General features: G+C 70.5%; 23 protein-coding genes, 1 rRNA gene and 1 pseudogene. 7 read left to right on the forward strand and 18 right to left on the reverse strand.

The window, feature by feature from the left end; all coding sequences use genetic code 11:
• Window positions 1-198: pseudogene (locus ACWGKQ_RS41660) on the forward strand (murein L,D-transpeptidase); the annotation flags it as partial.
• Here ACWGKQ_RS41660 and ACWGKQ_RS41665 read toward each other — a convergent pair.
• The 3 genes from ACWGKQ_RS41665 to ACWGKQ_RS41675 all read right to left on the reverse strand — a co-directional run bounded on the left by ACWGKQ_RS41665 (window position 171) and on the right by ACWGKQ_RS41675 (window position 2,668).
• Window positions 171-1,073 carry an SAM-dependent methyltransferase gene (locus ACWGKQ_RS41665; RefSeq protein WP_453297248.1) on the reverse strand — a complete coding sequence of 301 codons (903 nt, stop codon included), beginning with the start codon at window positions 1,071-1,073 and terminating at the stop codon, window positions 171-173. The pseudogene ACWGKQ_RS41660 and the gene ACWGKQ_RS41665 sit on opposite strands and share 28 nt — an antisense overlap.
• 139 nt (window positions 1,074-1,212) lie before the next feature.
• The gene (gene hemB / locus ACWGKQ_RS41670; RefSeq protein WP_453297249.1) at window positions 1,213-2,205 is read right to left on the reverse strand and encodes a porphobilinogen synthase; all 993 of its coding nucleotides are present in this window, start codon (window positions 2,203-2,205) and stop codon (window positions 1,213-1,215) included.
• Between the two features lie 97 nt (window positions 2,206-2,302).
• Entirely contained in the window at window positions 2,303-2,668 is a 366-nt protein-coding gene (locus tag ACWGKQ_RS41675) for a hypothetical protein (protein WP_453297250.1), read from the reverse strand.
• 103 nt (window positions 2,669-2,771) lie between these two features.
• Between ACWGKQ_RS41675 and ACWGKQ_RS41680 the strand changes: the two genes are divergently transcribed.
• From ACWGKQ_RS41680 to ACWGKQ_RS41690, 3 genes are read left to right on the forward strand one after another with little or no spacing between them, the layout of a single operon-like run.
• Window positions 2,772-3,047 carry a hypothetical protein gene (locus ACWGKQ_RS41680; RefSeq protein ID WP_453297251.1) on the forward strand — a complete coding sequence of 92 codons (276 nt, stop codon included), beginning with the start codon at window positions 2,772-2,774 and terminating at the stop codon, window positions 3,045-3,047.
• Window positions 3,044-3,841 (forward strand): hypothetical protein, encoded by a 798-nt coding sequence (locus ACWGKQ_RS41685; protein WP_453297252.1) that lies wholly within the window; start codon window positions 3,044-3,046, stop codon window positions 3,839-3,841. The genes ACWGKQ_RS41680 and ACWGKQ_RS41685 overlap by 4 nt, the downstream gene beginning before the upstream one ends.
• A gap of 60 nt (window positions 3,842-3,901) precedes the next feature.
• On the forward strand, window positions 3,902-4,273 hold the full coding sequence (locus tag ACWGKQ_RS41690; protein WP_453297253.1) for a roadblock/LC7 domain-containing protein: 372 nt from the start codon (window positions 3,902-3,904) through the stop codon (window positions 4,271-4,273).
• A gap of 123 nt (window positions 4,274-4,396) precedes the next feature.
• On the opposite strand, the gene ACWGKQ_RS41695 is transcribed toward ACWGKQ_RS41690, so the two are convergent.
• The 5 genes from ACWGKQ_RS41695 to ACWGKQ_RS41715 all read right to left on the reverse strand — a co-directional run bounded on the left by ACWGKQ_RS41695 (window position 4,397) and on the right by ACWGKQ_RS41715 (window position 10,094).
• Window positions 4,397-6,103, reverse strand: coding sequence for a uroporphyrinogen-III synthase (locus tag ACWGKQ_RS41695; protein WP_453297254.1), 1,707 nt, complete (start codon window positions 6,101-6,103; stop codon window positions 4,397-4,399).
• Window positions 6,100-7,059, reverse strand: a complete 960-nt coding sequence (gene hemC, locus ACWGKQ_RS41700) for a hydroxymethylbilane synthase (RefSeq protein ID WP_453297255.1) — start codon at window positions 7,057-7,059, stop codon at window positions 6,100-6,102. Before hemC ends, ACWGKQ_RS41695 begins: the two co-directional genes overlap by 4 nt.
• Window positions 7,056-8,786: a glutamyl-tRNA reductase gene (locus ACWGKQ_RS41705; protein ID WP_453297256.1), complete on the reverse strand. Its 1,731-nt coding sequence runs from the start codon at window positions 8,784-8,786 to the stop codon at window positions 7,056-7,058. Before ACWGKQ_RS41705 ends, hemC begins: the two co-directional genes overlap by 4 nt.
• Window positions 8,783-9,538: a redox-sensing transcriptional repressor Rex gene (locus tag ACWGKQ_RS41710; RefSeq protein WP_453297257.1), complete on the reverse strand. Its 756-nt coding sequence runs from the start codon at window positions 9,536-9,538 to the stop codon at window positions 8,783-8,785. Before ACWGKQ_RS41710 ends, ACWGKQ_RS41705 begins: the two co-directional genes overlap by 4 nt.
• Before the next feature lie 280 nt (window positions 9,539-9,818).
• Window positions 9,819-10,094, reverse strand: coding sequence for a glutaredoxin family protein (locus tag ACWGKQ_RS41715; protein ID WP_453297258.1), 276 nt, complete (start codon window positions 10,092-10,094; stop codon window positions 9,819-9,821).
• A gap of 148 nt (window positions 10,095-10,242) precedes the next feature.
• Here ACWGKQ_RS41715 and ACWGKQ_RS41720 point away from each other — a divergent pair, with 148 nt between their 5' ends.
• From ACWGKQ_RS41720 to ACWGKQ_RS41730, 3 genes are all read left to right on the forward strand, one after another.
• A complete protein-coding gene (locus ACWGKQ_RS41720) occupies window positions 10,243-11,166 on the forward strand; it encodes an HAD family hydrolase (RefSeq protein WP_089099717.1) in 924 nt (307 codons plus the stop codon).
• 484 nt (window positions 11,167-11,650) lie between these two features.
• Window positions 11,651-12,496 (forward strand): ECF subfamily RNA polymerase sigma factor, BldN family, encoded by an 846-nt coding sequence (locus ACWGKQ_RS41725; RefSeq protein WP_453297259.1) that lies wholly within the window; start codon window positions 11,651-11,653, stop codon window positions 12,494-12,496.
• A 234-nt stretch (window positions 12,497-12,730) separates the two neighbouring features.
• Window positions 12,731-13,972: a DUF5667 domain-containing protein gene (locus ACWGKQ_RS41730; RefSeq protein WP_453297260.1), complete on the forward strand. Its 1,242-nt coding sequence runs from the start codon at window positions 12,731-12,733 to the stop codon at window positions 13,970-13,972.
• Between the two features lie 109 nt (window positions 13,973-14,081).
• Here the strand turns inward: ACWGKQ_RS41730 and ACWGKQ_RS41735 are convergent, their stop codons facing one another.
• The 10 genes from ACWGKQ_RS41735 to rrf form a co-directional block, all read right to left on the reverse strand.
• A complete protein-coding gene (locus ACWGKQ_RS41735) occupies window positions 14,082-15,200 on the reverse strand; it encodes a lysophospholipid acyltransferase family protein (RefSeq protein ID WP_453297261.1) in 1,119 nt (372 codons plus the stop codon).
• Window positions 15,201-15,214: 14 nt separating this feature from the next.
• Entirely contained in the window at window positions 15,215-16,267 is a 1,053-nt protein-coding gene (locus ACWGKQ_RS41740; protein ID WP_453297262.1) for an NAD-dependent epimerase/dehydratase family protein, read from the reverse strand.
• A gap of 170 nt (window positions 16,268-16,437) precedes the next feature.
• A complete protein-coding gene (locus ACWGKQ_RS41745) occupies window positions 16,438-16,536 on the reverse strand; it encodes a 30S ribosomal protein bS22 (RefSeq protein WP_003948845.1) in 99 nt (32 codons plus the stop codon).
• A 133-nt stretch (window positions 16,537-16,669) separates the two neighbouring features.
• Complete coding sequence (locus tag ACWGKQ_RS41750; protein WP_067299677.1) at window positions 16,670-16,879, reverse strand: helix-turn-helix domain-containing protein; 210 nt, start codon at window positions 16,877-16,879, stop codon at window positions 16,670-16,672.
• A 130-nt stretch (window positions 16,880-17,009) separates the two neighbouring features.
• Window positions 17,010-17,825, reverse strand: a complete 816-nt coding sequence (locus ACWGKQ_RS41755; RefSeq protein ID WP_453297263.1) for a phosphatase — start codon at window positions 17,823-17,825, stop codon at window positions 17,010-17,012.
• 276 nt (window positions 17,826-18,101) lie between these two features.
• Window positions 18,102-19,274, reverse strand: coding sequence for an acetoin utilization protein AcuC (locus ACWGKQ_RS41760; RefSeq protein ID WP_453297264.1), 1,173 nt, complete (start codon window positions 19,272-19,274; stop codon window positions 18,102-18,104).
• Window positions 19,225-20,439 carry an MFS transporter gene (locus tag ACWGKQ_RS41765; RefSeq protein WP_453297265.1) on the reverse strand — a complete coding sequence of 405 codons (1,215 nt, stop codon included), beginning with the start codon at window positions 20,437-20,439 and terminating at the stop codon, window positions 19,225-19,227. Before ACWGKQ_RS41765 ends, ACWGKQ_RS41760 begins: the two co-directional genes overlap by 50 nt.
• Window positions 20,440-20,520: 81 nt before the next feature.
• A complete protein-coding gene (locus tag ACWGKQ_RS41770; RefSeq protein WP_453297266.1) occupies window positions 20,521-21,288 on the reverse strand; it encodes a VC0807 family protein in 768 nt (255 codons plus the stop codon).
• A 93-nt stretch (window positions 21,289-21,381) separates the two neighbouring features.
• The gene (locus ACWGKQ_RS41775) at window positions 21,382-22,026 is read right to left on the reverse strand and encodes an HAD family hydrolase (protein ID WP_453297267.1); all 645 of its coding nucleotides are present in this window, start codon (window positions 22,024-22,026) and stop codon (window positions 21,382-21,384) included.
• Between the two features lie 71 nt (window positions 22,027-22,097).
• Window positions 22,098-22,189, reverse strand: a 5S ribosomal RNA gene (gene rrf, locus ACWGKQ_RS41780); the annotation flags it as partial.

Raw genomic sequence — 22,189 nt, forward strand, 5'->3', positions numbered from 1 at the left:
CGTTTGCCCGACCCGCACCGCACCCCGGCCGCGGGCCGCCGCGGTCTCCGGGCGGCGGCCGGCCTGGCTCTGGTCGCCGCGACCGCGCTCGGCGGGTGCCGGGACGGCGAGGGCGTACGCGACGAGGGCCCCTCCGCCGCCCGCCTGGACCGGCCCGCCGCCGGCCCGGCTCAGGCCTTGGTGCCGACGCCCGCGTAGACGTTGATGTCGGCGTCGGTGACGTCGTTGATGTCGGCGTACCGGGACCGGTCGATGAGGTCGAGGGTGGCCAGCAGGGCGGGGTCCGGCTGCTCGGGGACGGGGGCCGCGTGGTCGGGGTGCCAGTGGTGGACCGGGACCACGCCCGGGTCGGCTAGGGCGAGGGAGTTCTCCGTGAAGAGGCGCTCGATCTCGGGCCTGGACCGCAGGACGAAGGTCAGGCCCCGCTCGGTGTACGACCGTTGGACCCCGCGGATCTTCTCGGCGTTGAGGTCCTCGGTGAGGTGGCTGACGACCAGCCGGCTCCCCGGGGGCAGCGCCGCGACGAGTTCGCGCACGACCGGGTGGGCGACCTCGTCCTGGATGAAGTGCAGGATGGCCACCAGGCACAGGGCGACGGGCTCGTCGAAGTCGATGGTCTTCGCGGCCTGTTCGAGTATCTCCGCCGGGTTCACGAAGTCGGCGTCGATGTAGTCGGTCCGGCCCTCGGGCCCGCTGGTGAGCAGGGCGCGGGCGTGGGCGAGGACGATCGGGTCGTTGTCGACGTACACGACCCGGGAGTCGGGGCGGACCCGCTGGACGATCTGGTGGACGTTCTCCGCGGTGGGCAGCCCGGTGCCGATGTCGAGGAACTGGCGGATGCCGTCCACCTCGGCCAGCCGGGTCACGGCCCGGCGCAGGAAGTCGCGGTTGTGCCGGACGTCGAGGTAGCCGCGCGGATTGGCGGCGAGGGCGGCGGCCGCGGCGGTGCGGTCGGCGGGGTAGTTGTCCTCGCCGCCGAGGAAGACGTCGTAGACCCGCGCCGGGTGCGGCTTGGTGTCGTCGAACCGCTTTCTCAGCTCGCCGGGGTCCTGGCTGAGGGCGTCACCGGACATGGGCGTCTCCCGGATGGTCGGCGAAGGTCGAGGACAGTCAAGAACGGTCAACAACCTAACGCCACGGGCGACTTGAAAGTGCCCCCGGCCGGAACTCACAGGCCGGAACTCACAGGCCGGGGGCGCTCGTCGGTGTCGCTCAGCCCAGCATCCGGGCGGCCTCGACCGCCCAGTAGGTGAGGATGTTCTGCGCGCCGGCCCGCTTGATGCCGGTGAGGGTCTCCAGGATCGCCCGGTCGCGGTCGATCCAGCCCTTCTCTGCGGCGGCCTCGACCATCGAGTACTCGCCGGAGATCTGGTAGGCGGCGACCGGCACGTCCACGGAGTCGGCGACCCGCGCGAGGATGTCGAGGTAGGGCCCGGCCGGCTTGACCATCACCATGTCGGCGCCCTCCGCGAGGTCCAGGGCCAGTTCGCGCATCGACTCCCGCGCGTTGGCGGGGTCCTGCTGGTAGGTCTTGCGGTCGCCCTTCAGCGAGGATCCGACGGCCTCGCGGAAGGGGCCGAAGAAGGCGGAGGCGTACTTCACGGTGTAGGCGAGGATCGCGACGTCCTCGCGCCCGATCTGGTCGAGCGCGTCGCGGACGACGCCGATCTGCCCGTCCATCATCCCGCTGGGCCCGACGACATGGGCGCCGGCGTCGGCCTGTACCTGGGCCATCTCGGCGTACCGCTCCAGGGTGGCGTCGTTGTCCACGCGCCCCTCGGCGTCGAGCACCCCGCAGTGGCCGTGATCGGTCGTCTCGTCGAGGCACAGGTCGGACATCACGAGCAGTTCGTCGCCGACCTCGGCCCGCACGTCCCGCAGCGCGACCTGGAGGATCCCGTCGGGGTCGGTACCGGGGGTGCCGAGGGCGTCCTTCTTGCTCTCCTCGGGCACCCCGAACAGCATGATCCCGGAGATGCCCGCCTCGACGGCCTCCGCGGCGGCCTTCTTCAGGCTGTCCCGGGTGTGCTGGACGACACCGGGCATGGCGGCGATCGGCACGGGCTCGGTCACGCCCTCGCGGACGAACGCCGGGAGGATGAAGTCCGCGGGGTGCAGCCGGGTCTCGGCGACCATGCGCCGCATGACGGGGGTGGTCCGCAGCCGTCGCGGCCGCGTGCCGGGGAAGGAGCCGTACTTCGTCATGCTCCCTACGCTACGCCCGTCACAAGAGCGCGCTTACCGACTGGGCGTCGGCGCCCCGGCCCGCGCGGAGCCGGGGCGCCAGGGCATCCGGGGAGGGTCAGACCTCCAGCTCGGACTCCAGCTTCTTGAGGCTGTGCCGGGCCAGGGCGAGGTTGCTGCGGCCGCGGTCCAGGGCGAGGTAGAGGAAGAGCGAGCCGCCGGCCTTGGTCAGCGGGCGGATCAGGTGGTACTGGCCGCCGAGCGTGATCAGGATGTCCTCGATCTCGTCGTCGAGGCCGATGGACTTCAGCGTGCGCTGCTTGGCGCGGACCACCTCGGTGTTCCCGGCCGCCGCCAGCTCCAGGTCCAGGTGCGGTCCGCCGCCCAGCACGCCGAGCGACATGCCGCTTTCGTAGTCGACCAGGGCGACGCCGAGGGCCCCGTCGATGCTCATGGCTTCCTTGAGCGCTGTCTCGATGTTCACGCTGGTGCCCTCGATTTCCTTACGTGGTTCGACTCGGACGCAAGCGGTTCGACGGAGGTTGCTACCTGACCTCTCCGAGTCCGAATAAGCCCTCCGGGACGGCGTGACGGGCCTCTCCTACGCCGAGTACGGCGATCCGGAACCGGCCCAGGACGCCCAGGAGACCGCCCACTTGGCGATCATGAACCTCAACCGGGCCGGATTCACCGGCGAGTTGGAGAGCATCGTCGTCACCACCGCCGCCCATCACCATGTCACGACACGTGTCACCCGGCAGGGCGACCCGCTCCTGCTGTTCGCTCTGGTGGACCGGGACCGTACGAACATCACGTGGGCGCTGCGCGACCTGGCCGAGCACACGGACCGACTGCTCGCATGACGCAGGAGGCACCGACCGCGCGCAACGTCCCCGCTCTGCTGGCCGCCCTGCACACCGAGAAGCGCTCGTGTGCGGTGCTGGTCTCCGGCGCCCCGGGCGGAGTCATCCATGTCCGCGACGGCCTGGTCGTCGGCATGGAGACCCCCGGCGCTCCCGGCGTCGAGGTCCTCCTCCTCAAGTCGCAGCGGATCACCGAGGACGACTGGACGGCCGCCCGCGCCACCGGCGCCGACCCGGCCCGGCCGGCCCTGGAACTGGTCGCCCGAGGCCTGCTGGGCGCCGTGGAGCTGGCGGTCATCGGCCGGGCGGCACTCTTCGACGCGGCCTTCGCACTGGCCCTGACCAGCCCGGACGGCTGGGAGGTGACCGCTCCCCGACCACTGCTCGACACGGGCACCGCGGTGCCGCCCGACCGCCTGGTCACCGAGAACAGCTGCCGCATCCGGCTGCTGTCGAACGAACGCGGCGCCACCGCCCGCTTCGCCCGCGACCGTCTGGAACCGGCCGCGGCCGCCCGCGACCCGCAGCAGACCGCCCGGCTCTCGCCCCGCCACCGGGCCCTCCTGACGGCCGCCGACGGCCGCAGGACACCCCGGGACATCGCGTTCACCCTGGGGCGCGGCCTGTTCGCCGTGCTCCTGGACCTCCGCGACCTGCTGGACCTGGGCTTCCTCCAGCCCCCGTCCGCCTCCCCCGCCGGCCGCCCCAGCACGGCCCCGCGCACCCCACCCACTCCCTCCACGGCAGCACCGCACCCCTCAGCGACGACCCCGCTCCCCCGCCGCAAGCGCTAGCCCCCGGGGAGGCAGGTCGCCTCCGCACCACCCAGCACGACAGCACAGGAAGAGGCCACCATGAACGATCCCGTGCAGGACATCCTCGTCTCATTGCGCGACCGGGTGATGGGCGTCTCCGAGACCGTCCTGGCCACCGTCGACGGCCTGGTGGTGGCCGCCGACGCCGACAAGACCCACCCCGAGTCCATGGCCGCCCTGGCCTCGGCCGCCCTCTCCCTCGGCCACCGCCTGTCCGACCAGGCCGACACCGGCACCCTCCGCCAGCTGACGGCCCAGTGCAGCGCGGGCCACGTCATAGTGACGGCAGTGGGCACCCGAGCCCTCCTGGCCGTGGTCACCGACGAGGGCGTGGACGGCCTGGCCTTCGACCGCGAGATCCCCACGATCGTCGAGGACCTGAAGAAGATCCTCGCCAATGACACCCCGTAAGCAAAGGCGCCCCGTAAGGGGCGCGGGGAACTGCGCGACAAGCCCCCACCGACCCGCAGCGACCCACCCACGGAAAAGGGGGCCCGGGGCGCAGCCCCAGACCCCTCTCTCACCTCACGCACCTCACGTAGTGGTACGCCTCCGCCGAGCCCCCGGCCGCCGCTCGCTCGGCCGCGTGACCGGATCCCCGGCCTCCAGCGCGCTCGCGCGCCTGCGCAGGCCGAACTCGGCCAGTGCCTCCGCGAGCTTGCCCACGGACGGCTCCGGAGCCATCACGTCCACCCGCAGCCCGTGCTCCTCGGCCGTCTTGGCCGTGGCGGGACCGATACAGGCGATCACCGTCACGTTGTGCGGCTTCCCGGCGATACCCACCAGGTTCCGCACGGTGGACGACGACGTGAAGATCACCGCGTCGAAGCCGCCGCCCTTGATCGCCTCCCGGGTCTCGGCCGGCGGCGGCGACGCCCGGACCGTCCGGTAGGCGGTCACGTCGTCCACCTCCCACCCGAGCTCGATCAGCCCGGCGACCAGCGTCTCCGTGGCGATGTCGGCGCGCGGCAGGAAGACGCGGTCGATCGGGTCGAAGACCGGGTCGTAGGGCGGCCAGTCCTCCAGGAGACCGGCGGCCGACTGCTCACCCGACGGCACCAGGTCCGGCTTCACGCCGAAGGCGACCAGCGCCTTGGCGGTCTGCTCGCCGACCGCCGCGACCTTGATGCCCGCGAAGGCGCGCGCGTCGAGGCCGTACTCCTCGAACTTCTCCCGGACCGCCTTGACGGCGTTGACCGAGGTGAAGGCGATCCACTCGTACCGTCCGGTGACGAGCCCCTTCACCGCCCGCTCCATCTGCTGGGGCGTGCGCGGCGGCTCGACGGCGATCGTCGGCACCTCGTGCGGCACGGCCCCGTAGGACCGCAGCTGGTCGGAGAGGGTCGCCGCCTGCTCCTTGGTACGCGGCACGAGCACCTTCCAGCCGAACAGCGGCTTGGACTCGAACCACGACAACTGGTCGCGCTGGGCGGCGGCGGACCGCTCACCGACCACGGCTATCACCGGCCGGCCGCCGTCCGGCGAGGGCAGCACCTTCGCCTGCTTCAGCGTCTGCGCGATGGTGCCGAGGGTGGCGGTCCAGGTCCGCTGCCGGGTCGTCGTACCGGCGACGGTGACGGTCAGCGGGGTGTCCGGCTTGCGGCCGGCGGCGACCAGCTCGCCGGCGGCCGCGGCCACCGAGTCGAGCGACGTCGACACGACGACCGTGCCGTCCGAGGCGCCGACCTCGGTCCAGCACCGGTCCGAGGCGGTACGGGCGTCCACGAAGCGGACGTCCGCGCCCTGCGCGTCCCGCAGCGGCACACCGGCGTACGCCGGCACCCCGACCGCGGCCGCGACACCCGGCACGACCTCGAACGGCACACCCGCGGCGGCGCAGGCGAGCATTTCCTCGGTCGCGTACGTATCAAGTCCCGGGTCCCCGGACACCGCACGGACGACCCGCCTGCCACCCCGCGCGGCCTCCATGACAAGATGAGCCGCATCCCGCACGGGCGGGAGGGAAGCGGTTGTTGACGAGCCGTCAACAACCGTGAGTTGAGGCGTGCCTGTGCCCGGATACGGGTCCGACGACGGATCCGGATGCGTGGTCACCACGGAGACGCCCTGCCTGGCGTGGGCCCTGATCACGTCGAGCACCTCGTGCTCGGCGACCAGGACGTCCGCGCTGGACAGTGCCTCCACGGCACGCAAGGTCAGCAGTCCCGGATCCCCGGGTCCGGCACCCAGGAAGGTGACGTGCCCGTGTTCCAGGCCGGCGGGAAGGTTGGTGGGGCTCACTGTGCTCGCTCCCCCATCAGACCGGCCGCGCCCTGGGCAAGCATCTCGGCGGCGAGTTCGCGACCGAGCGCCGTCGCCTGGTCGTATGTCTCGGGCACGGGACCGGTGGTGGACATCTGCACCGTCCGGGTGCCGTCGGTCGTGCCGACGACTGCCCGCAGGCGCATTTCCTTGACAATCTGCCCGTCGGCCAGCAGGTCGGCCAGCGCGCCCACAGGGGCGGAGCAGCCGGCCTCCAGGGCGGCGAGCAGTGATCGCTCGGCGGTCACGGCGACCCGCGTGAACGGGTCGTCGAGTTCCCCGAGCGCGGCGATCAGCGACGCGTTGTCCGCGGCGCATTCGATCGCCAGTGCCCCCTGGCCGGGGGCGGGCAGAACCGTGTCGACCGACAGGAAGTCGGTCACCTCGTCGATGCGGCCGATCCGGTTCAGTCCGGCGGCCGCCAGTATGACGGCGTCCAGCTCTCCGTCGTGGACGTACCCGATCCGGGTGTCGACGTTTCCGCGTATCGGCACCGTCTCGATGTCCAGCCCGTGGGTACGCGCGTACGCGTTCAGCTGCGCCGCCCGGCGCGGCGAACCGGTACCGATGCGGGCCCCGCGCGGCAGGTCGGTGAACTTCAGCGCGTCCCGGGCGACGATCACGTCCCGCGGGTCCTCGCGCACCGGTACGGCGGCCAGCACCAGGTCGGCGGGCTGGGTGGTCGGGAGGTCCTTCAGCGAGTGAACCGCGAAGTCGACCTCGCCGCGCAGCAGCGCGTCCCGCAGGGCGGTCACGAAGACCCCCGTGCCGCCGATCTGTGCGAGGTGCTCGCGGGAGGTGTCGCCGTAGGTGGTGATCTCGACCAGCTCGACGGGCCGCCCGGTCACCCGGCTCACGGCTTCCGCCACCTGCCCGGACTGGGCCATGGCGAGTCTGGATCGCCTGGTCCCCAGCCTCAGTGGATTGTCACTCATGCCGGTCGGTCCTTCTCGTCTGTGCTGTCCACGGCCCGGGAGACGGCGGCAACCGTCTCGGGGTCGAGGTCGAACAGGGTCCGCAGCGCGTCCGCGTACCCGGCGCCGCCGGGCTCGGCCGCGAGCTGCTTGACCCGTACGGTCGGCGCGTGCAGCAGCTTGTCGACGACCCGGTGCACGGCCTGCCGGATCTCTCCACGCTGCCGGTCGTCCAGGTCGGGCAGCCGCCCGTCGAGCCGCGCGATCTCGCCCGCGACGACATCGGCGGCCATCGTCCGCAGGGCCACGACGGTGGGCGTGATGTGCGCCGCCCGCTGGGCCGCGCCGAAGGCGGCCACCTCGTCCGAAACGATCCGCCGCACCTGGTCCACGTCGGCCGCCATCGGGGCGTCCGCGGACGCCTCCGCCAGCGACTCGATGTCCACAAGGCGCACGCCGGCCAGGCGGTGCACGGCCGCGTCGATGTCGCGGGGCATGGCCAGGTCGAGGAGGAAGAGCGCGGGGGCGGGCCGGACGAACCCGGCGACCGGCTCGGGCCTGCGCCGCTCGGGGATCCGGCCGACCCGGGCGGCGGCCGCGGCCAGCGCCCCGATCAGCTCGGCCTCGGCCTCGGGGGTACGACGGCCGGCTTCCCGGATGTCGACGGTGCCGTTGTCCACCCAGGCCGCGTGCTGCTCCAGCTCGGCGGCGGCCATCCCGGCGACGGCGGCCTCCCCCATCACGGAGAAGCCACTCTGCTCGGCCGTGAGGTCGAGGGGACAGTTCTCGTCGGAGTCCGTCAGGCCGCGGGCATGCGTGCCGCTCAGGGCGGTACGGCCGGGCGCGGTCGGCACCCCGTCGGCGCCGGGTTCCGCGATCGGCCCCCGGCCCGCACCGGCGTCCGGTACCCGTCCGCCGACGGCCTCCGCAACCGCCTCCGCGGTCAGCACCAGCCCGGTGGCACCCGTGCACGACACCACGACGTCGGCACGTGTCAGCTCGCCCGGCACCGCATCCATCGGTACCGCGCGGGCCGCCACGTCCGTCTCGTCGTTCTCGGCGATGATCTGGGCCAGCCGCTCCGCGCGGTCGTACGTGCGGTTCGCGACGACGATCTCCGCGACCCCCACCCGTGCCAGCGTGGCGGCGGCCAGCGAGGACATCGATCCGGCGCCGATGACCAGGGCCTTCTTGCCCTTGGCCCAGGCCTGGACATCGCCACCTGCGGTCAGCTGTTCGAGCCCGAAGGTGACCAGGGACTGTCCGGCCCGGTCGATCCCGGTCTCGGAGTGGGCGCGCTTGCCGACCCGGAGCCCCTGCTGGAACAGGTCGTTCATCAGCCGGCCAGCGCTGTGCAGCTCCTGCGCGCGGGCGAGGGCGTCCTTGAGCTGCGCGAGGATCTGCCCCTCGCCGACGACCATCGAGTCGAGCCCGCAGGCCACCGAGAACAGGTGGTGGACGGCCCGGTCCTCGTAGTGGACGTAGAGATAAGGGGTGAGCTCGTCCAGCCCCACCCCGCTGTGCTGGGCGAGCAGCGTGGAGAGCTCGGCGACCCCGGCGTGGAACTTGTCCACGTCGGCGTAGAGCTCGATGCGGTTGCAGGTGGCGAGTACCGCGGCCTCGGTGGCCGGCTCGGCGGCGACCGTGTCCTGGACCAGCTTGACCTGGGCGTCCGTGCTGAGTGCGGCCCGCTCAAGGACGCTGACCGGGGCACTGCGGTGGCTCAGCCCGACGACGAGGAGACTCATGCCGGCATCACGGCGGGTACGTCCCCGTCGGGCCCCTGCTCGCTGGAGTCCTGGTGCGCGGCGACGGGCGCGACCGCCGCCTCGTGCTCCTCGCCGGCCTTGCGCTGCTCGTGGAAGGCGAGGATCTGGAGCTCGATGGAGAGGTCGACCTTGCGTACGTCGACGCCGTCCGGGACGGACAGCACGGTCGGCGCGAAGTTCAGGATGGAGGTGACCCCGGCGGCCACCAGCCGGTCGCAGACCTGCTGGGCGACGCCCGGCGGAGTGGTGATCACGCCGATGGAGACGCCGTTGTCGGAGATGATCTTCTCCAGGTCGTCGCTGTGCTGCACGACGATCCCGGCGACCTGCCGCCCGGCCATCGCCGGATCGGCGTCGATGAGCGCCGCGACCCGGAAGCCGCGGGAGGCGAACCCGCCGTAGTTGGCGAGGGCGGCCCCCAGGTTTCCGATACCGACGATCACGACCGGCCAGTCCTGGGTCAGGCCCAGCTCACGGGAGATCTGGTAGACGAGATACTCGACGTCGTAGCCGACACCGCGCGTTCCGTACGAACCCAGGTACGAGAAGTCCTTGCGCAGCTTCGCGGAGTTGACCCCCGCGGCCGCGGCCAGCTCCTCGGAGGAGACCGTGGGGACCGAGCGCTCCGACAGTGCGGTCAGAGCGCGGAGGTACAGCGGAAGCCGGGCGACGGTGGCCTCGGGGATACCTCGGCTGCGGGTCGCCGGTCGGTGAGTTCGGCCAGTTGCCACGGTGCTCCAACGTGTTGAGCGGGGCTGCGGACGGTCACACGTACCCAGACCGCCCCGTCGACAGCAGGCTATGTCTTTGTGAACGCGTGCACAAAGATGGTGTCCGATTTGCCCGGCCAACGTGACCGGGGTCACGCACCCCCGGCGCCGCCGTCCGGAACCGGCGCACAAGCGCCCGCGCTCCCTCTCCGATGGGGGCAAAACCGTACACACTCCTTACGAATCCCGCCCCCGAGACCAAGCCGCCATCGATCCTAAGCGAATTTGCAGCCGGTTTGGACTAGTCGGTCAGTGCCTTGCGGAGCCGTTCCTCGTTCACGCGCCAGAAGGTGTGCTGTTCACCGTCGACGAGAACCACCGGGATCTGTTCCCAGTACAGATCGTGCAGTTGCGCATCCTGGGTGATGTCCCGCTGCTCCCACGGGACTCCGAGATCACCGCACACCTTCTCGACCACGACCTGTGCGTCATCACACAGATGGCAGCCGGGCTTACGGATGAGGGTGACCGATCGCGCACTCCGCGCGGGCGCCTTCCGGCCGAAGAGGGGACTCATGACGTCCATTGTCCCGCCCCTGGCAGGGCATGTCCGCCGCCTTCTGCACGGGTTCTTCGCTTTGTTTAACGACCCGGTCGCGGAGAGTTCACACCCATCCAACTCCCGTGACTCCGGAACCCCCGAACAAACTGGCTATGCTCACGACATGGCCGCTCTCGGATGGCTCACTCCCCGTAGGCGCTCCGCCACGGCGCGGAGCGTGTTGGCAGGCGAGGCCTCGGCGGAGGCCGCGCGCAAGAACCAGGAGGCGACGGCGCCCCTCGACGAGGCCGCCGAGCCGGACTTCCCGGTGCTCGGCGACGACAAGGCCGCCGCGTTCTTCGACCTGGACAACACCGTCATGCAGGGCGCCGCCATCTTCCACTTCGGCCGTGGCCTGTACAAACGGAAGTTCTTCGAGACCCGCGACCTGGCCAGGTTCGCCTGGCAGCAGGCGTGGTTCCGGCTGGCCGGCGTCGAGGACCCCGAGCACATGCAGGAGGCGCGGGACTCCGCCCTCTCCATCGTCAAGGGCCACCGGGTCGCGGAGCTCCAGACCATCGGCGAGGAGATCTACGACGAGTACATGGCCGAGCGCATCTGGCCCGGCACCCGCGCCCTCGCCCAGGCCCACCTGGACGCGGGCCAGAAGGTGTGGCTCGTCACAGCGGCGCCGGTGGAGATCGCCGGCGTGATCGCCCGCAGGCTGGGCCTGACCGGTGCGCTGGGCACGGTCGCCGAGTCGGTGGACGGCGTCTACACGGGCAAGCTGGTCGGCGAGCCCCTGCACGGCCCGGCGAAGGCCGAGGCGGTACGCGCCCTCGCGGCGGCCGAGGGCCTCGACCTCTCCCGCTGCGCGGCCTACAGCGACTCCCACAACGACATCCCGATGCTGTCCCTGGTCGGCCACCCCTACGCCATCAACCCGGACACGAAGCTGCGCAAGCACGCCCGCGAACTGGACTGGCGGCTGCGCGACTACCGCACGGGGCGGAAGGCGGCGAAGGTCGGCATCCCGGCCGCGGCCGGCGTGGGCGCGGTTGCCGGTGGCACTGCGGCCGCGATCGCGTTGAGCCGCCGGCGTCGATAGGGCACGACCGGCGGAGTATCGCCGTAGGACCGCGGGCCGGTTTCCGACCGCGGGTGGTCGGGGGTTGCTCGCGCAGTTCCCCGCGCCCCTTACGGGGCGCTGCACTCTCGTCCGCCACATAGCTGCGGGCAGGCGTGCCGCAGGGCGGCACGGGTGGGCGCAGGGACACCCTGCCAGCGCCGGTAAGCGACCCCACCCCCGCCCCAACCCCCCAACGCGCCCGGAATTATCGCGCGGTCACCCCAACACGCCCCGCACATCGCCGAAACCCGCACGTTTACGTTCAACAACCGATCACTCTAGGGCCCTTGAGGCGCCGCCAAACGGTTACAGAAGCGACGCAATCGATGATTTGAGCAACTCGGTGTAGCAGTGCCTGCACGAAGCGTTATTCTCCTCAGACGCAAACCGGTTCCCCTCCGTCGCTACGACGGGTGAAAGGTTCCGTACTGCACGTGATGGAAGCTCTGCCTCTGGGAGTCCCGTGTACCCACACGTCGGGGTTGACGCCTCGGGCCTGGCTACGCTGCGCGCAACAGTCGCGACGGTCAAAGAGACGCTGCGCGGCCTTGTCCCGTCCGCGTACGCCGTCCCCGCCTTCGCCAACGCCGCCCCCGTCGGCCCGTGCTACGCACTGGCCGACGGCATGGAACAGGTGCCTGCGCGCAGCGCCGTCGCCGAGGGCCGCCGGTCCGGCGACGGACGCGGCGTGGGCAGACGCGGCCGCACCACCACCGGCGCCACCGGCGCCACCACCGCCCGCCGCCCGGCCGCGGACAGCGACAGCGCCCGGATGATGGACCTCGTGGAGCGCGCCCAGGCCGGCGAGTCCGACGCCTTCGGCCGCCTCTACGACCAGTACAGCGACACCGTGTACCGCTACATCTACTACCGCGTCGGCGGCAGGGCGACCGCCGAGGACCTCACCAGCGAGACGTTCCTGCGCGCCCTGAGAAGGATCGGCACCTTCACCTGGCAGGGCCGTGACTTCGGCGCCTGGCTGGTGACCATCGCCCGCAACCTGGTCGCCGACCACTTCAAGTCGAGCCGCTTCCGGCTGGAGGTCACGACCGGCGAGATGCTCGACGCCAACGAGGTCGAGCGCTCTCCGGAGGACTCCGTCCTGGAGTCCCTCTCCAACGCGGCCCTGCTCGAAGCCGTACGACGCCTCAACCCCCAGCAGCAGGAGTGCGTGACGCTCCGCTTCCTCCAGGGCCTCTCGGTCGCCGAGACCGCCCGGGTGATGGGCAAGAACGAGGGTGCCATCAAGACCCTGCAGTACCGGGCCGTACGCACCCTCGCCCGGCTCCTCCCGGACGACGCCCGCTGAACCGGCCACCCTGGGCGACATTCAACTCACGTTCCGTGAAAGCGTGTTGCCTTTCTCAGCCGATCACCGGCCGTCCGTAACCCAAGTGCCGAGCCGCTCGTTGTGCGGGATACAGGCTCCCTGTGGTCACGTCCGACCAGTCCCTGATCACCCGATCGTGTGGATTGGTCGACGGCGTGCAACCCTCAGGACCCCCTGGGGAGTCGACCGTCATGACGAGAGGAGGTGCCGCCAGTGATCGCAAACGTATCGGCCCACCGGCGGGCGAACGCCTTCGCCCAGGCCCTGGAGGAGCAGCCCGACCGGGACCCGGCGACCGAGCGGTCCGGGGAACCGGCGGGCGATCCACCGGCCGCCCCGGACCGGGCCGAACGGACCGAGCAGGGCGAGCTGCTGGCCCTGGCGACGGGGCTCGCCACACTGCCCAAGCCGGAGCTCGACCCGGAGGTCAAGGTCGTCCAGCGGGCCCAGTTGGTGGCCGCGATGGAGGCCATGCTGGCGGAGGGCACCCTGGGCAGGGCGGCGGACGCTTCGGTACCCGAGCAACGCGGGTCCCGTGCGAAGGGCGCACACCGGGCCGGCACGCTGGGCAAGCTGCGACCGCGTTCCCGGCTCACCAAAGGGCTCGCCGCGGGCGGCCTGAGCGTCGGCGTGGCAGCCGGAGCCTTCGGCGGCGTCGCCGCCGCCAGCTCCGACGCCCTGCCCGGCGACTCGCTGTACGGCCTCAAACGCGGCATCGAGGACTTCAAGCTCAACTATCTGTCCGACGGCGACGACCAGCGCGGCCAGACCTACCTCGACCAGGCCTCGACCAGGCTCATGGAAGCCCGCCGGCTGATGGAACGGGACCGCGGCGGCCACCTCGACCACGAGTCGATCGGCGAGATCCGCCGCACCCTGTCCGGGATGCAGCACGATGTCACCGAGGGCCACCGCCTGCTCCACGAGGCCTACGAGCGCGACCCGAACTCACTGGGCCCCATCCAGGCCCTGTCCGCCTTCGCCCAGTCCCACCGCGAGGCCTGGGGCGCCCTGCGCGAGAGGCTCCCGGTCCAGCTCGGGGACGTCAGCCAGCAGGTGTCGTCGGTCTTCGACGCCATAGACCAAGAGGTCGCCCCGCTGCAGTCCCTGCTCCCCCAGCCGCCCCAGAAGACCGGCGGCACGGGCAAGCAGGACTCCGGCACGGCGTCCACCGGCTCCTCCGGCAGCCACCGGTCGACCACCCCGTCCACCTCCGGCAGCTCCTCCTCGGGCCACGACACCGGCACCAGCAGCCCGAGCGGCTCGGCCTCCGGCAACACCGGCGAGGGCCTGATCGGCGGCACCACGGGCGGCCTGCTCGATCCCCCGAAGACCGGTTCGAGCACCCCGTCCCCGTCCAAGAGCGCCTCCACCGCCCCGGACGTCACCCTGCCCCCGCTCCTGCCAGGCCTGCTACCGGGCCTGGGCATCGACAGCGAGGACACGAGCAACTAACGAAGATGGGGTGCCTCTCAAACGAGGGGCACCCCATCTCCCTAGGGGCGCGGGGAACTGCGCGACCAGCCCCCCACCGGCCCGCACGCAGCACTCAACGCATCGCGGCTCAAAAGAAAACCGACCTCCGCTGCACAAGCAACTTGTACAGCGTGTGCTGAATCTGCTCCCGCACTTGATCCGTCAGGTTGAACATCAGCATCGGATCCTCGGCCGCCTCCGGCGGATAGCCCCCCGTAGGGATCGGCTCCCCGAACTGAATCGTCCACTTCGTCGGCAACGGCACCGCCCCCAGCGGCCCCAGCCAGGGAAACGTCGGCGTCAGCGGGAAGTACGGGATCCCCAGCACCCGAGCCAGCGTCTTCGCGTTGCCGATCATCGGATAGATCTCCTCGGCCCCCACGATCGAGCAGGGAATGATCGGCACCCCCTTCCGCAACGCGGTGGACACGAACCCACCCCGCCCGAACCGCTGAAGCTTGTACCGCTCGCCGAAGGGCTTCCCGATGCCCTTGAACCCCTCCGGCATGACCCCCACCAGCTCACCCTGCCCCAGCAGCCGTTCGGCGTCCTCCGCGCACGCGAGCGTGTGCCCCAGCTTCCGCGCCAGCTCGTTCACCACCGGCAGCACGAAGACCAGGTCCGCCGCGAGCAGCCTGAGGTGACGATTCACCGGATGGTGATCGTGCACGGCGACCTGCATCATCAGCCCGTCCAGCGGCAGCGTCCCGGAGTGGTTGGCGACGATCAGCGCACCGCCCTCGGCCGGGATGTTCTCGATGCCCTTCACGTCGACGCGGAAGTATTTCTCGTACACCGGCCGCAGCAGGGACATCAGGACCTGGTCGGTCAGCTCCTCGTCGTACCCGAAGTCGTCGACCTCGTAGTCCCCGGTCAGCCGCCGCCGCAGAAACGCGAGTCCGCGCGCCACGCGCTGCTCCAGGCCGGCCTCGTCGTGCGGCGGCTGCGTCACGCCAGTCTCAGGGTTCTCCCGGGTCACATGGACATCTTCCTGCGCGGGGATCCGCCCGGCGAGAGGCTGGACCCCACGCACCACGGCAGACTCGCGTCCCGCCCCCGGCTCCCTCGCCGCCCCAGGCGCCCGCACCGCCGCCTGCTCGCCACCGCCCTTGCGCCGGCTCCCCGCGGCCCGGCGCCGGGCCGGCCGCTGCACGGCAGCCCCGCGGGACCGGTCGTCGTCGAACGGAATGACCTTGGCGTCCGCCATCGTTGCTGCGCTCCTCAGTTGGCGCTCTGGGTCGGGTTCTTCGTCGGGGTCCGCGCCGCGATCCGGTCGACCACCGCGGCCACGGCCTGGGGCGGCAGCAGCCCCGGAGCCTGGGCGCGTACGAAGTCCGCGAAGGTCTCCGCCGTCGTGTACTTCGGCCGGAACCCCAGCGTCTCGCGCATCTGGACCGTGTCCACCACCCGGCCGTGCGTCAGCAGCCGGATCTGCTCGGGCGAGAAGTCGGTCATGCCGAGCGTCCGCACCAGGGACCCGGCCCAGGTGACCGCCGGCAGCAGCAGCGGCACGGTGGGCCGCCCCAGCCGCCGCGAACACTGCGAGAGCAACAGCACCCCGTCGCCCGCGACATTGAACGTGCCGCTGTTCAGCGTCCCCCGCTCCGGCTCGTGCGAGGCCAGCCGCAGCACCTCGATCACATCGTCCTCGTGCACGAACTGCAGCCTCGGGTCGTACCCGAGAACAGTCGGCAACACCGGCAGCGCGAAATAGGACGCGAGCGGAGTATCAGCGGTCGGCCCGAGAATATTGGCGAACCGCAGCACGCACACCGCCACATCGGGCCGCCTCCTGGCGAACCCGCGCACATAACCCTCCACCTCCACCGTGTCTTTCGCGAAGCCCCCGCTCGGCAGGGATTTCGGCGGAGTGGTCTCGGTGAAAACGGCCGGATCCTTCGGCGCGGAGCCGTACACGTTCGTACTGGACTTGATCACCAGCCGCTTCACGTTCGGCGACTTCTGACAGGCGCCGAGCAGCTGCATCGTCCCGATGACATTGGTCTCTTTGACGGTGGCCCGGCTCCCGCTGCCCAGCGGCGTCCCGGTCACGTCCATGTGGACGACGGTGTCGGCGCCGCTCTCGGCCAGCACCCGGGCGATGGACGGCTGCCGGATGTCGGTCTGGATGAAGTCCGCTCCGCCCAGATGATGCTCCGGCGGCACCGCGTCCACGGCGACCACCCGGTCCACCTCGGGATCACGCTGGATCCGCCGTACGAACCGGCCCCCGAGTTGACGGGCCACTCCGGTCACGAGCACGACCTTCCCCAAGATCAGCGCCTTTCTTCCGTGTTCCCGTATGCGGGCCAACTTAGCGGGTCGATGTTGCGCTGGCATGACCCTAGGCGGGCCACGACAAGCCGCAACGGCCGGAAAACGCAGTGGCCCCCCACCGTACTGGTGGGGGGCCACACACAAGCTCTCGCGGCTCGGCGCCGTAATTACTTCTTGTTACGGCGCTGAACACGCGTGCGCTTGAGCAGCTTGCGGTGCTTCTTCTTGGCCATCCGCTTGCGCCGCTTCTTGATAACAGAGCCCACGACTACCCTCGCTCACTTCTCATCACTCGGTGCTGGGCATCATGGGCCCATACGACCTACGAGGGGCTAGCCTACCCGCCCGAGCGCTGAGGTCGTAATCGAGGTGCCCCGGGACGGAATCCCGGAACGGCCGTCAGGCGGTCTCCACCCCCACGTAGCTCTCGCGAAGGTACTCGTGTACCGCTTGCTCGGGGACGCGGAAGGACCGCCCCACCCGAATCGCGGGCAGATGACCGCTGTGCACCAGCCGGTACACGGTCATCTTCGACACTCGCATCACCGCGGCGACCTCCGCCACGGTAAGGAACACAACCTCGTTCAGAGGCCTCTCGCCAGCTGCCATGACACACCTGAACCTTCCGCACTCGACGGGCCACCGGCTTCCCCTTCCGGTGACTCTTCGTCGTTGCGTGCTCACTCCCCAATGTAGGGGCGGGTGATGCGAGTGGGGAAGAGGTGCACCCATCGGCGGCCTACTGTGACAGACACGCTCGATTGAGTACGTAGCGGGTAAGCGGCGTGTAGTAATCAGACCGCACGCCGTCATCAACCGGAACGGCGACGGACACGCCCCCCTCGGCCTCCCCCACAAAGAGCGCGGGGTCATCCGTATCCGCCAGCCCAATGGCCTCAACCCCGAGCTGACCTGCACCGCAAACCCACCCATGGTCCCCGACCACCAGCTCCGGCAGGGGCCCTCCACCCCCCGCCGCCGCATCCAGCGCCACCCGAACCGGCAGCGGCGAATGCGTATGCGCACCCGGCGCACAACCGGGGCGTTCACGGCCCACTTCTCTCACGAACCCGACGCCTCGTACGTAATCCAGGCGGCACGTACGTAGACCGAACCGGGTCGTTATGTCGACACAGCGACCCTGCGCGGGGGTGAGAACCTCACACCCCGCCGCCGACAGCGCGTCGGCGAGACCGGCGTAGAACCCGATCAGCCGATGCGGATGCCCGGTCCCGAACAACACGGGAACACGCCGCCGGGCCGCCGCCGCCACCCGCTCGGCAAAGGCATCCAGCCCGGCGACGGTCAAGTCCGGATCGATCACATCATGCCCTGAAACACACCGGGGATCGTCCGAAACCCCACACTTGGCAGCCATCAACCGAACCAACTCCGCCTGTCCCCAGCCCCCTTGCGGATCAATACCGATCAACACCCGAGGATCCCGAGCAGCGAACAGCCGATAACTACGAAGACTCCGCTCCCGCGAGGTCCCCACCACCCCCGCCAGCCCAGCACCCACCAAATAGCCCCGAAGCCCACCACCACTCAACACCCAAACAATCCTGACGCCCCCCACCCCACCCCACCCCCAAAACCCCCGAACACCGCACAGTCGGCCTAACACCAACCAAGCCGCCCCGCACCCCCCTCCAGCCCGTCCGGCATTCGAGGACGAGAGCCACCACCCAGCCCGTCCGGCGTTTGAGGACGAGGCCGTTCAGGCCGAAGCGGGGGTCCGGGGGCGGCAGCCCCCGAACCGGGCGGTCGAAGGGGGCCCACCCCCTGGAGTGACGGGACGGGTAGGGGCGGCGGGGGCGAAGAAAACCCCCTACGCCAGCAACCCCCGCAACGGAAACACAGCCCGCCGCGTAGCCAGCACAGCCTGATCCAGGCGATCAGCGGGGTCGTACCCCGCCTCCCACTCCGCCCACCCCACCGGCCACCGCCCATCCGTCATCCGCCCAGGCCCCAACTGCCGAGTCCGAGCAAACACCTCCTGCCGCCACCCCTCCGGCACCAACGCCTCCGGCGCAACCTCCCGCCCCGCCGCCACCCCCACCAGATGCGTCCACGACCGAGGCACGACATCCACCACCTCGTATCCACCCCCACCCAACGCGACCCACTTCCCCCCGGCGTACTCGTGCGCCAGCTCATGACACGCCACCTGCACCGCCCGCTGCGCATCCAGCGAAACCGCCAGATGAGCCAGCGGATCCTCGAAGTGCGTGTCGGCCCCGTGCTGCGTCACCAGCACCTGCGGCCGAAAGTCCGCGACCAGCTCCGGCACGACGGCGTGAAACGCCCGCACCCACCCCGCGTCCCCGGTCCCCGCCGGCAGCGCCACGTTCACCGCGGAGCCCTCCCCCGCCCCGGCCCCGACCTCCTCCGGCCACCCGGTCTGCGGGAACAACGTACGGGGGTGCTCATGCAGCGAGATCGTCAGAACCCGCGGATCCTCCCAGAACGCGGCCTGCACCCCGTCCCCGTGATGCACGTCCACATCCACATAGGCGACCCGCTCGGCCCCCAACTCCAGCAACCGCGCGATCGCCAACGAGGCGTCGTTGTAAATACAGAACCCCGACGCGGCCCCGGGCATCGCATGGTGCAGCCCACCCGCGAAGTTCACGGCATGATCGGCGTCCCCCCGCCACACCGCCTCCGCCGCCCCCACCGACTGCCCGGCGATCAGCGCGGACACCTCGTGCATCCCGGCGAAGGCGGGATCGTCCACCGTCCCAAGACCGTACGACTGATCGGCCCCCTGGGGATCCGCCGAGGCCGCCTTCACGGCCTCGATGTAGTCCTCCCGGTGGACCAGCCGCAGCGTCGACTCCCCGGCCGGCTTCGCCGCGACCACATCCACCGCCCGGTCGAGCCCGAAGGCACCGATCAGACTCCGGGTCAACGCCAGCCGGACCGGATCCATCGGATGGCCCGGACCGAAGTCATAGCCCGTTACTGCCTCGTCCCACATCAGCTGTGCGCGGCCGCTCATGCCCGCCACCGTATCGGTCCGACCTGGTCGCGAACGAACGGGCGTACACCAAGGTCACCAGCACCAGAACCATCGGCACGAGCATGGCCCCGCGATAACTCCACGCGTCACCCAGCGCCCCCACCAGCGGCGAACCGATCAGAAACCCGACGTAATTGAAGATGTTCAGCCGAGCGATGGCCGCATCCGAAGCCCCCGGAAACAGCCTCCCCGCCGCCGCGAAGGTCTGCGGCACCAGCACGCACAACCCCAGCCCCAGCAGAGTGAACCCCGCCATCCCGACCCAGGCCCCCGGCGCCCCCGCCACCACCGCGAACCCGACGGCCGCCACCACCGCCCCCAGCCGTACGACGGGCACGGCCCCGAAGCGCCGTACCCCGAAGTCCCCGATGCCCCGCCCGACCAGCGTGGTCACCATGTACACGTTGTACGGCACGGTCGCGAGCTGCTCACTGCTGCCCAGCACGTCCTTCAGATACTTCGCACTCCAGTTGGAGACGGTCGAGTCCCCGATGTAGGCGAAGGTCATCACCAGACACAACGGCAGCAGCATCTTGAAGACGACACCACCCCCATTCCCCTGCACCCCGTCCGCCACCGGCGCCGGATCGCCGTCCACATACCACCGGCTCCCCACCAGCGCGGCCGGCAGCAGCACCGCGACGACCGGCAGGTACGACACCCACAGCGCGAGATGCCAGTGCGCCCCCACCCAGGCCAGCGATGCCCCGAGGATCCCGCCCAGGCTGTACACGGCATGGAAGCTGAGCATGATGCTGCGCCCGTACGTCCGCTGCAGGCTCACCCCGAGCATGTTCATCGAGGCGTCCAGCGCACCCACCGCCAGCCCGAACGCGGCCAGCGACACCGCCAGTTCCGCCAGGTTGCCGCCGGCCCCGACCCCGAGCAGCGCCAGCATCACCACGGGCTGGGACCAGCGCAGCAGCCGGCTCGGCCGTATTCGCTTCACCAACTGCTCGGTGGTGACACTGCCGACGCCGGCCAGGATCGGCACGGCAGCGAGAAAGACCGGCAGCAGCGCGTCGGAGACGCCGTACCGGTCCTGGATCGCGGGGATGCGCGTCACCAGCAGCGCGAAGGTGGCACCCTGAGTGAAGAAGCTGAACGCCAGCGAGGCCCTACCGCGCCGCAGCACATCTGTCATGGCGGCGAGCGTAGGGCCCCGGCGTACTCGTGGGTAGATCCAGCCAAAGATGAATTTCCTTCACCTTTACTTTCCGGCCGCTCAAGCGGCGACCGCGACCTCCTGATCGCGCTCCTGGCCCCGCTCCTGGTCCCGCTCCAGCTCCTGCTCCCGCGCGGCTTCCTGACGCTTCACCTCGTCGGTGATCAGGCACGCCATCGGCTCGGCGGCCGCCCCACCGCAGACCACCATCCCGAGGGTGATCGCGACGACCAGGAGGAGCGAGCTCAGCCAGACCATGGTGGCCACAGGGATCGTGTAGGCGCCGACGACCCGGGCGACGCACTCCGTGAGGAGCACCAGACCCCAGATCACGGAGAAGACCCGCTCCTTGCGCAGGAACTCCGCCGACCGGACCGCGGTCCCGGACGCCAGCCGCTCCCAGGCGGCCTCCCGGGCCGCGTCGCCCTTGAGGAGGAAGGGCTTCAGCCCCGCCGTCATCATCGGCCTGCCCATCGCCACCGACACCAGGATCCCGATCCCGATGGTGCTGCTGACGGCACCGTCCTTGGCGAGCATGAGGCGCGGGTCACCGGAGACGAAGCTGAGCGCCAGCCCGACCACGTTCACGACCAGGATCAGCGCCGCCAGCCCGTTGGCCCGGCGCTCCTTCGCCACACTCCAGACCGTCCGCACGGCCGGCACCACACTGCTCCAGGCGAGCGCCGCGAAGGTGCTCATCCCGAAGGCCCCCTTGAAGAAGTAGTACGACCCGAGGGGCACCGCCACATCCACGATCAGCGGCCGGAGGTTCTTCAGCACGCTGGGCTGGTGCTTGCTCTGGGACCCGGTGTTCGTCGTCTTCGTCATGCCCTCAGCTTCGCGTCCGGACGAGGTCCCCCGGTAGAAACGAACGTCCGGAGCTCGGCATGACAATTGTCAGCCCCGCCGTCATGCCCCCGGTCATTCCAGCAGGTCAGCCAACTGCCCAAAGTCAGAGAAGAGTTGAGTGGCCCCCTGCAGCCGCTCGGCCGGTGTCATGGCCGTGAACCCGTACACGTCCATCCCGGCCGCGACCGCCGCCTGCACCCCCAGCGGACTGTCCTCCACGACGGCACACCGCCCGGGCGCGACACCCATCCGCTCGGCCGCGTACAGAAACAGATCCGGAGCCGGCTTGCCCTTCCCCACATCCTGCGAACTGAAGACCCGCGACTCGTCGAACCACCGGTCCAGCCCGGTCGTCCGATGCCCCACCCGAATCCGCTCATGGCTCCCCGACGACGCCACGCAGTACGGCACCCCGTCCGCCGCCAGCCGCTCCAGAACCCCCTCGGCCCCGGCAACGGGCTTCAACTCACGCTCGAAGGCGGCGAACACGCGGGCGTGGAAGACGTCGTCGAAGTCGTCGGGCAGCCGCTGCCCGGTGCGCGCCTGGACGAGCTCATGGACCCGGTGCATCGCGGATCCCATGTAGTCCCGTATCGAGTCCTCGTAGGAGGTCGGGTGCCCCAGCTCGGTGAGGTAGGCGGCCAGGAGCCGGTTGGAGATGGGCTCACTGTCGACGAGGACGCCGTCGTTGTCGAAGATAACCAGGTCGTAGCGCATGCCCCGAGCTTAAACGCACCCGCAAACGCAGAAAGGCCCACGCCATACGGCGTGGGCCTTTCCCAATTTTTGTTCGGCGGTGTCCTACTCTCCCACAGGGTCCCCCCTGCAGTACCATCGGCGCTGTAAGGCTTAGCTTCCGGGTTCGGAATGTAACCGGGCG

Source organism: Streptomyces sp. NPDC054770 (genome assembly GCF_053611985.1).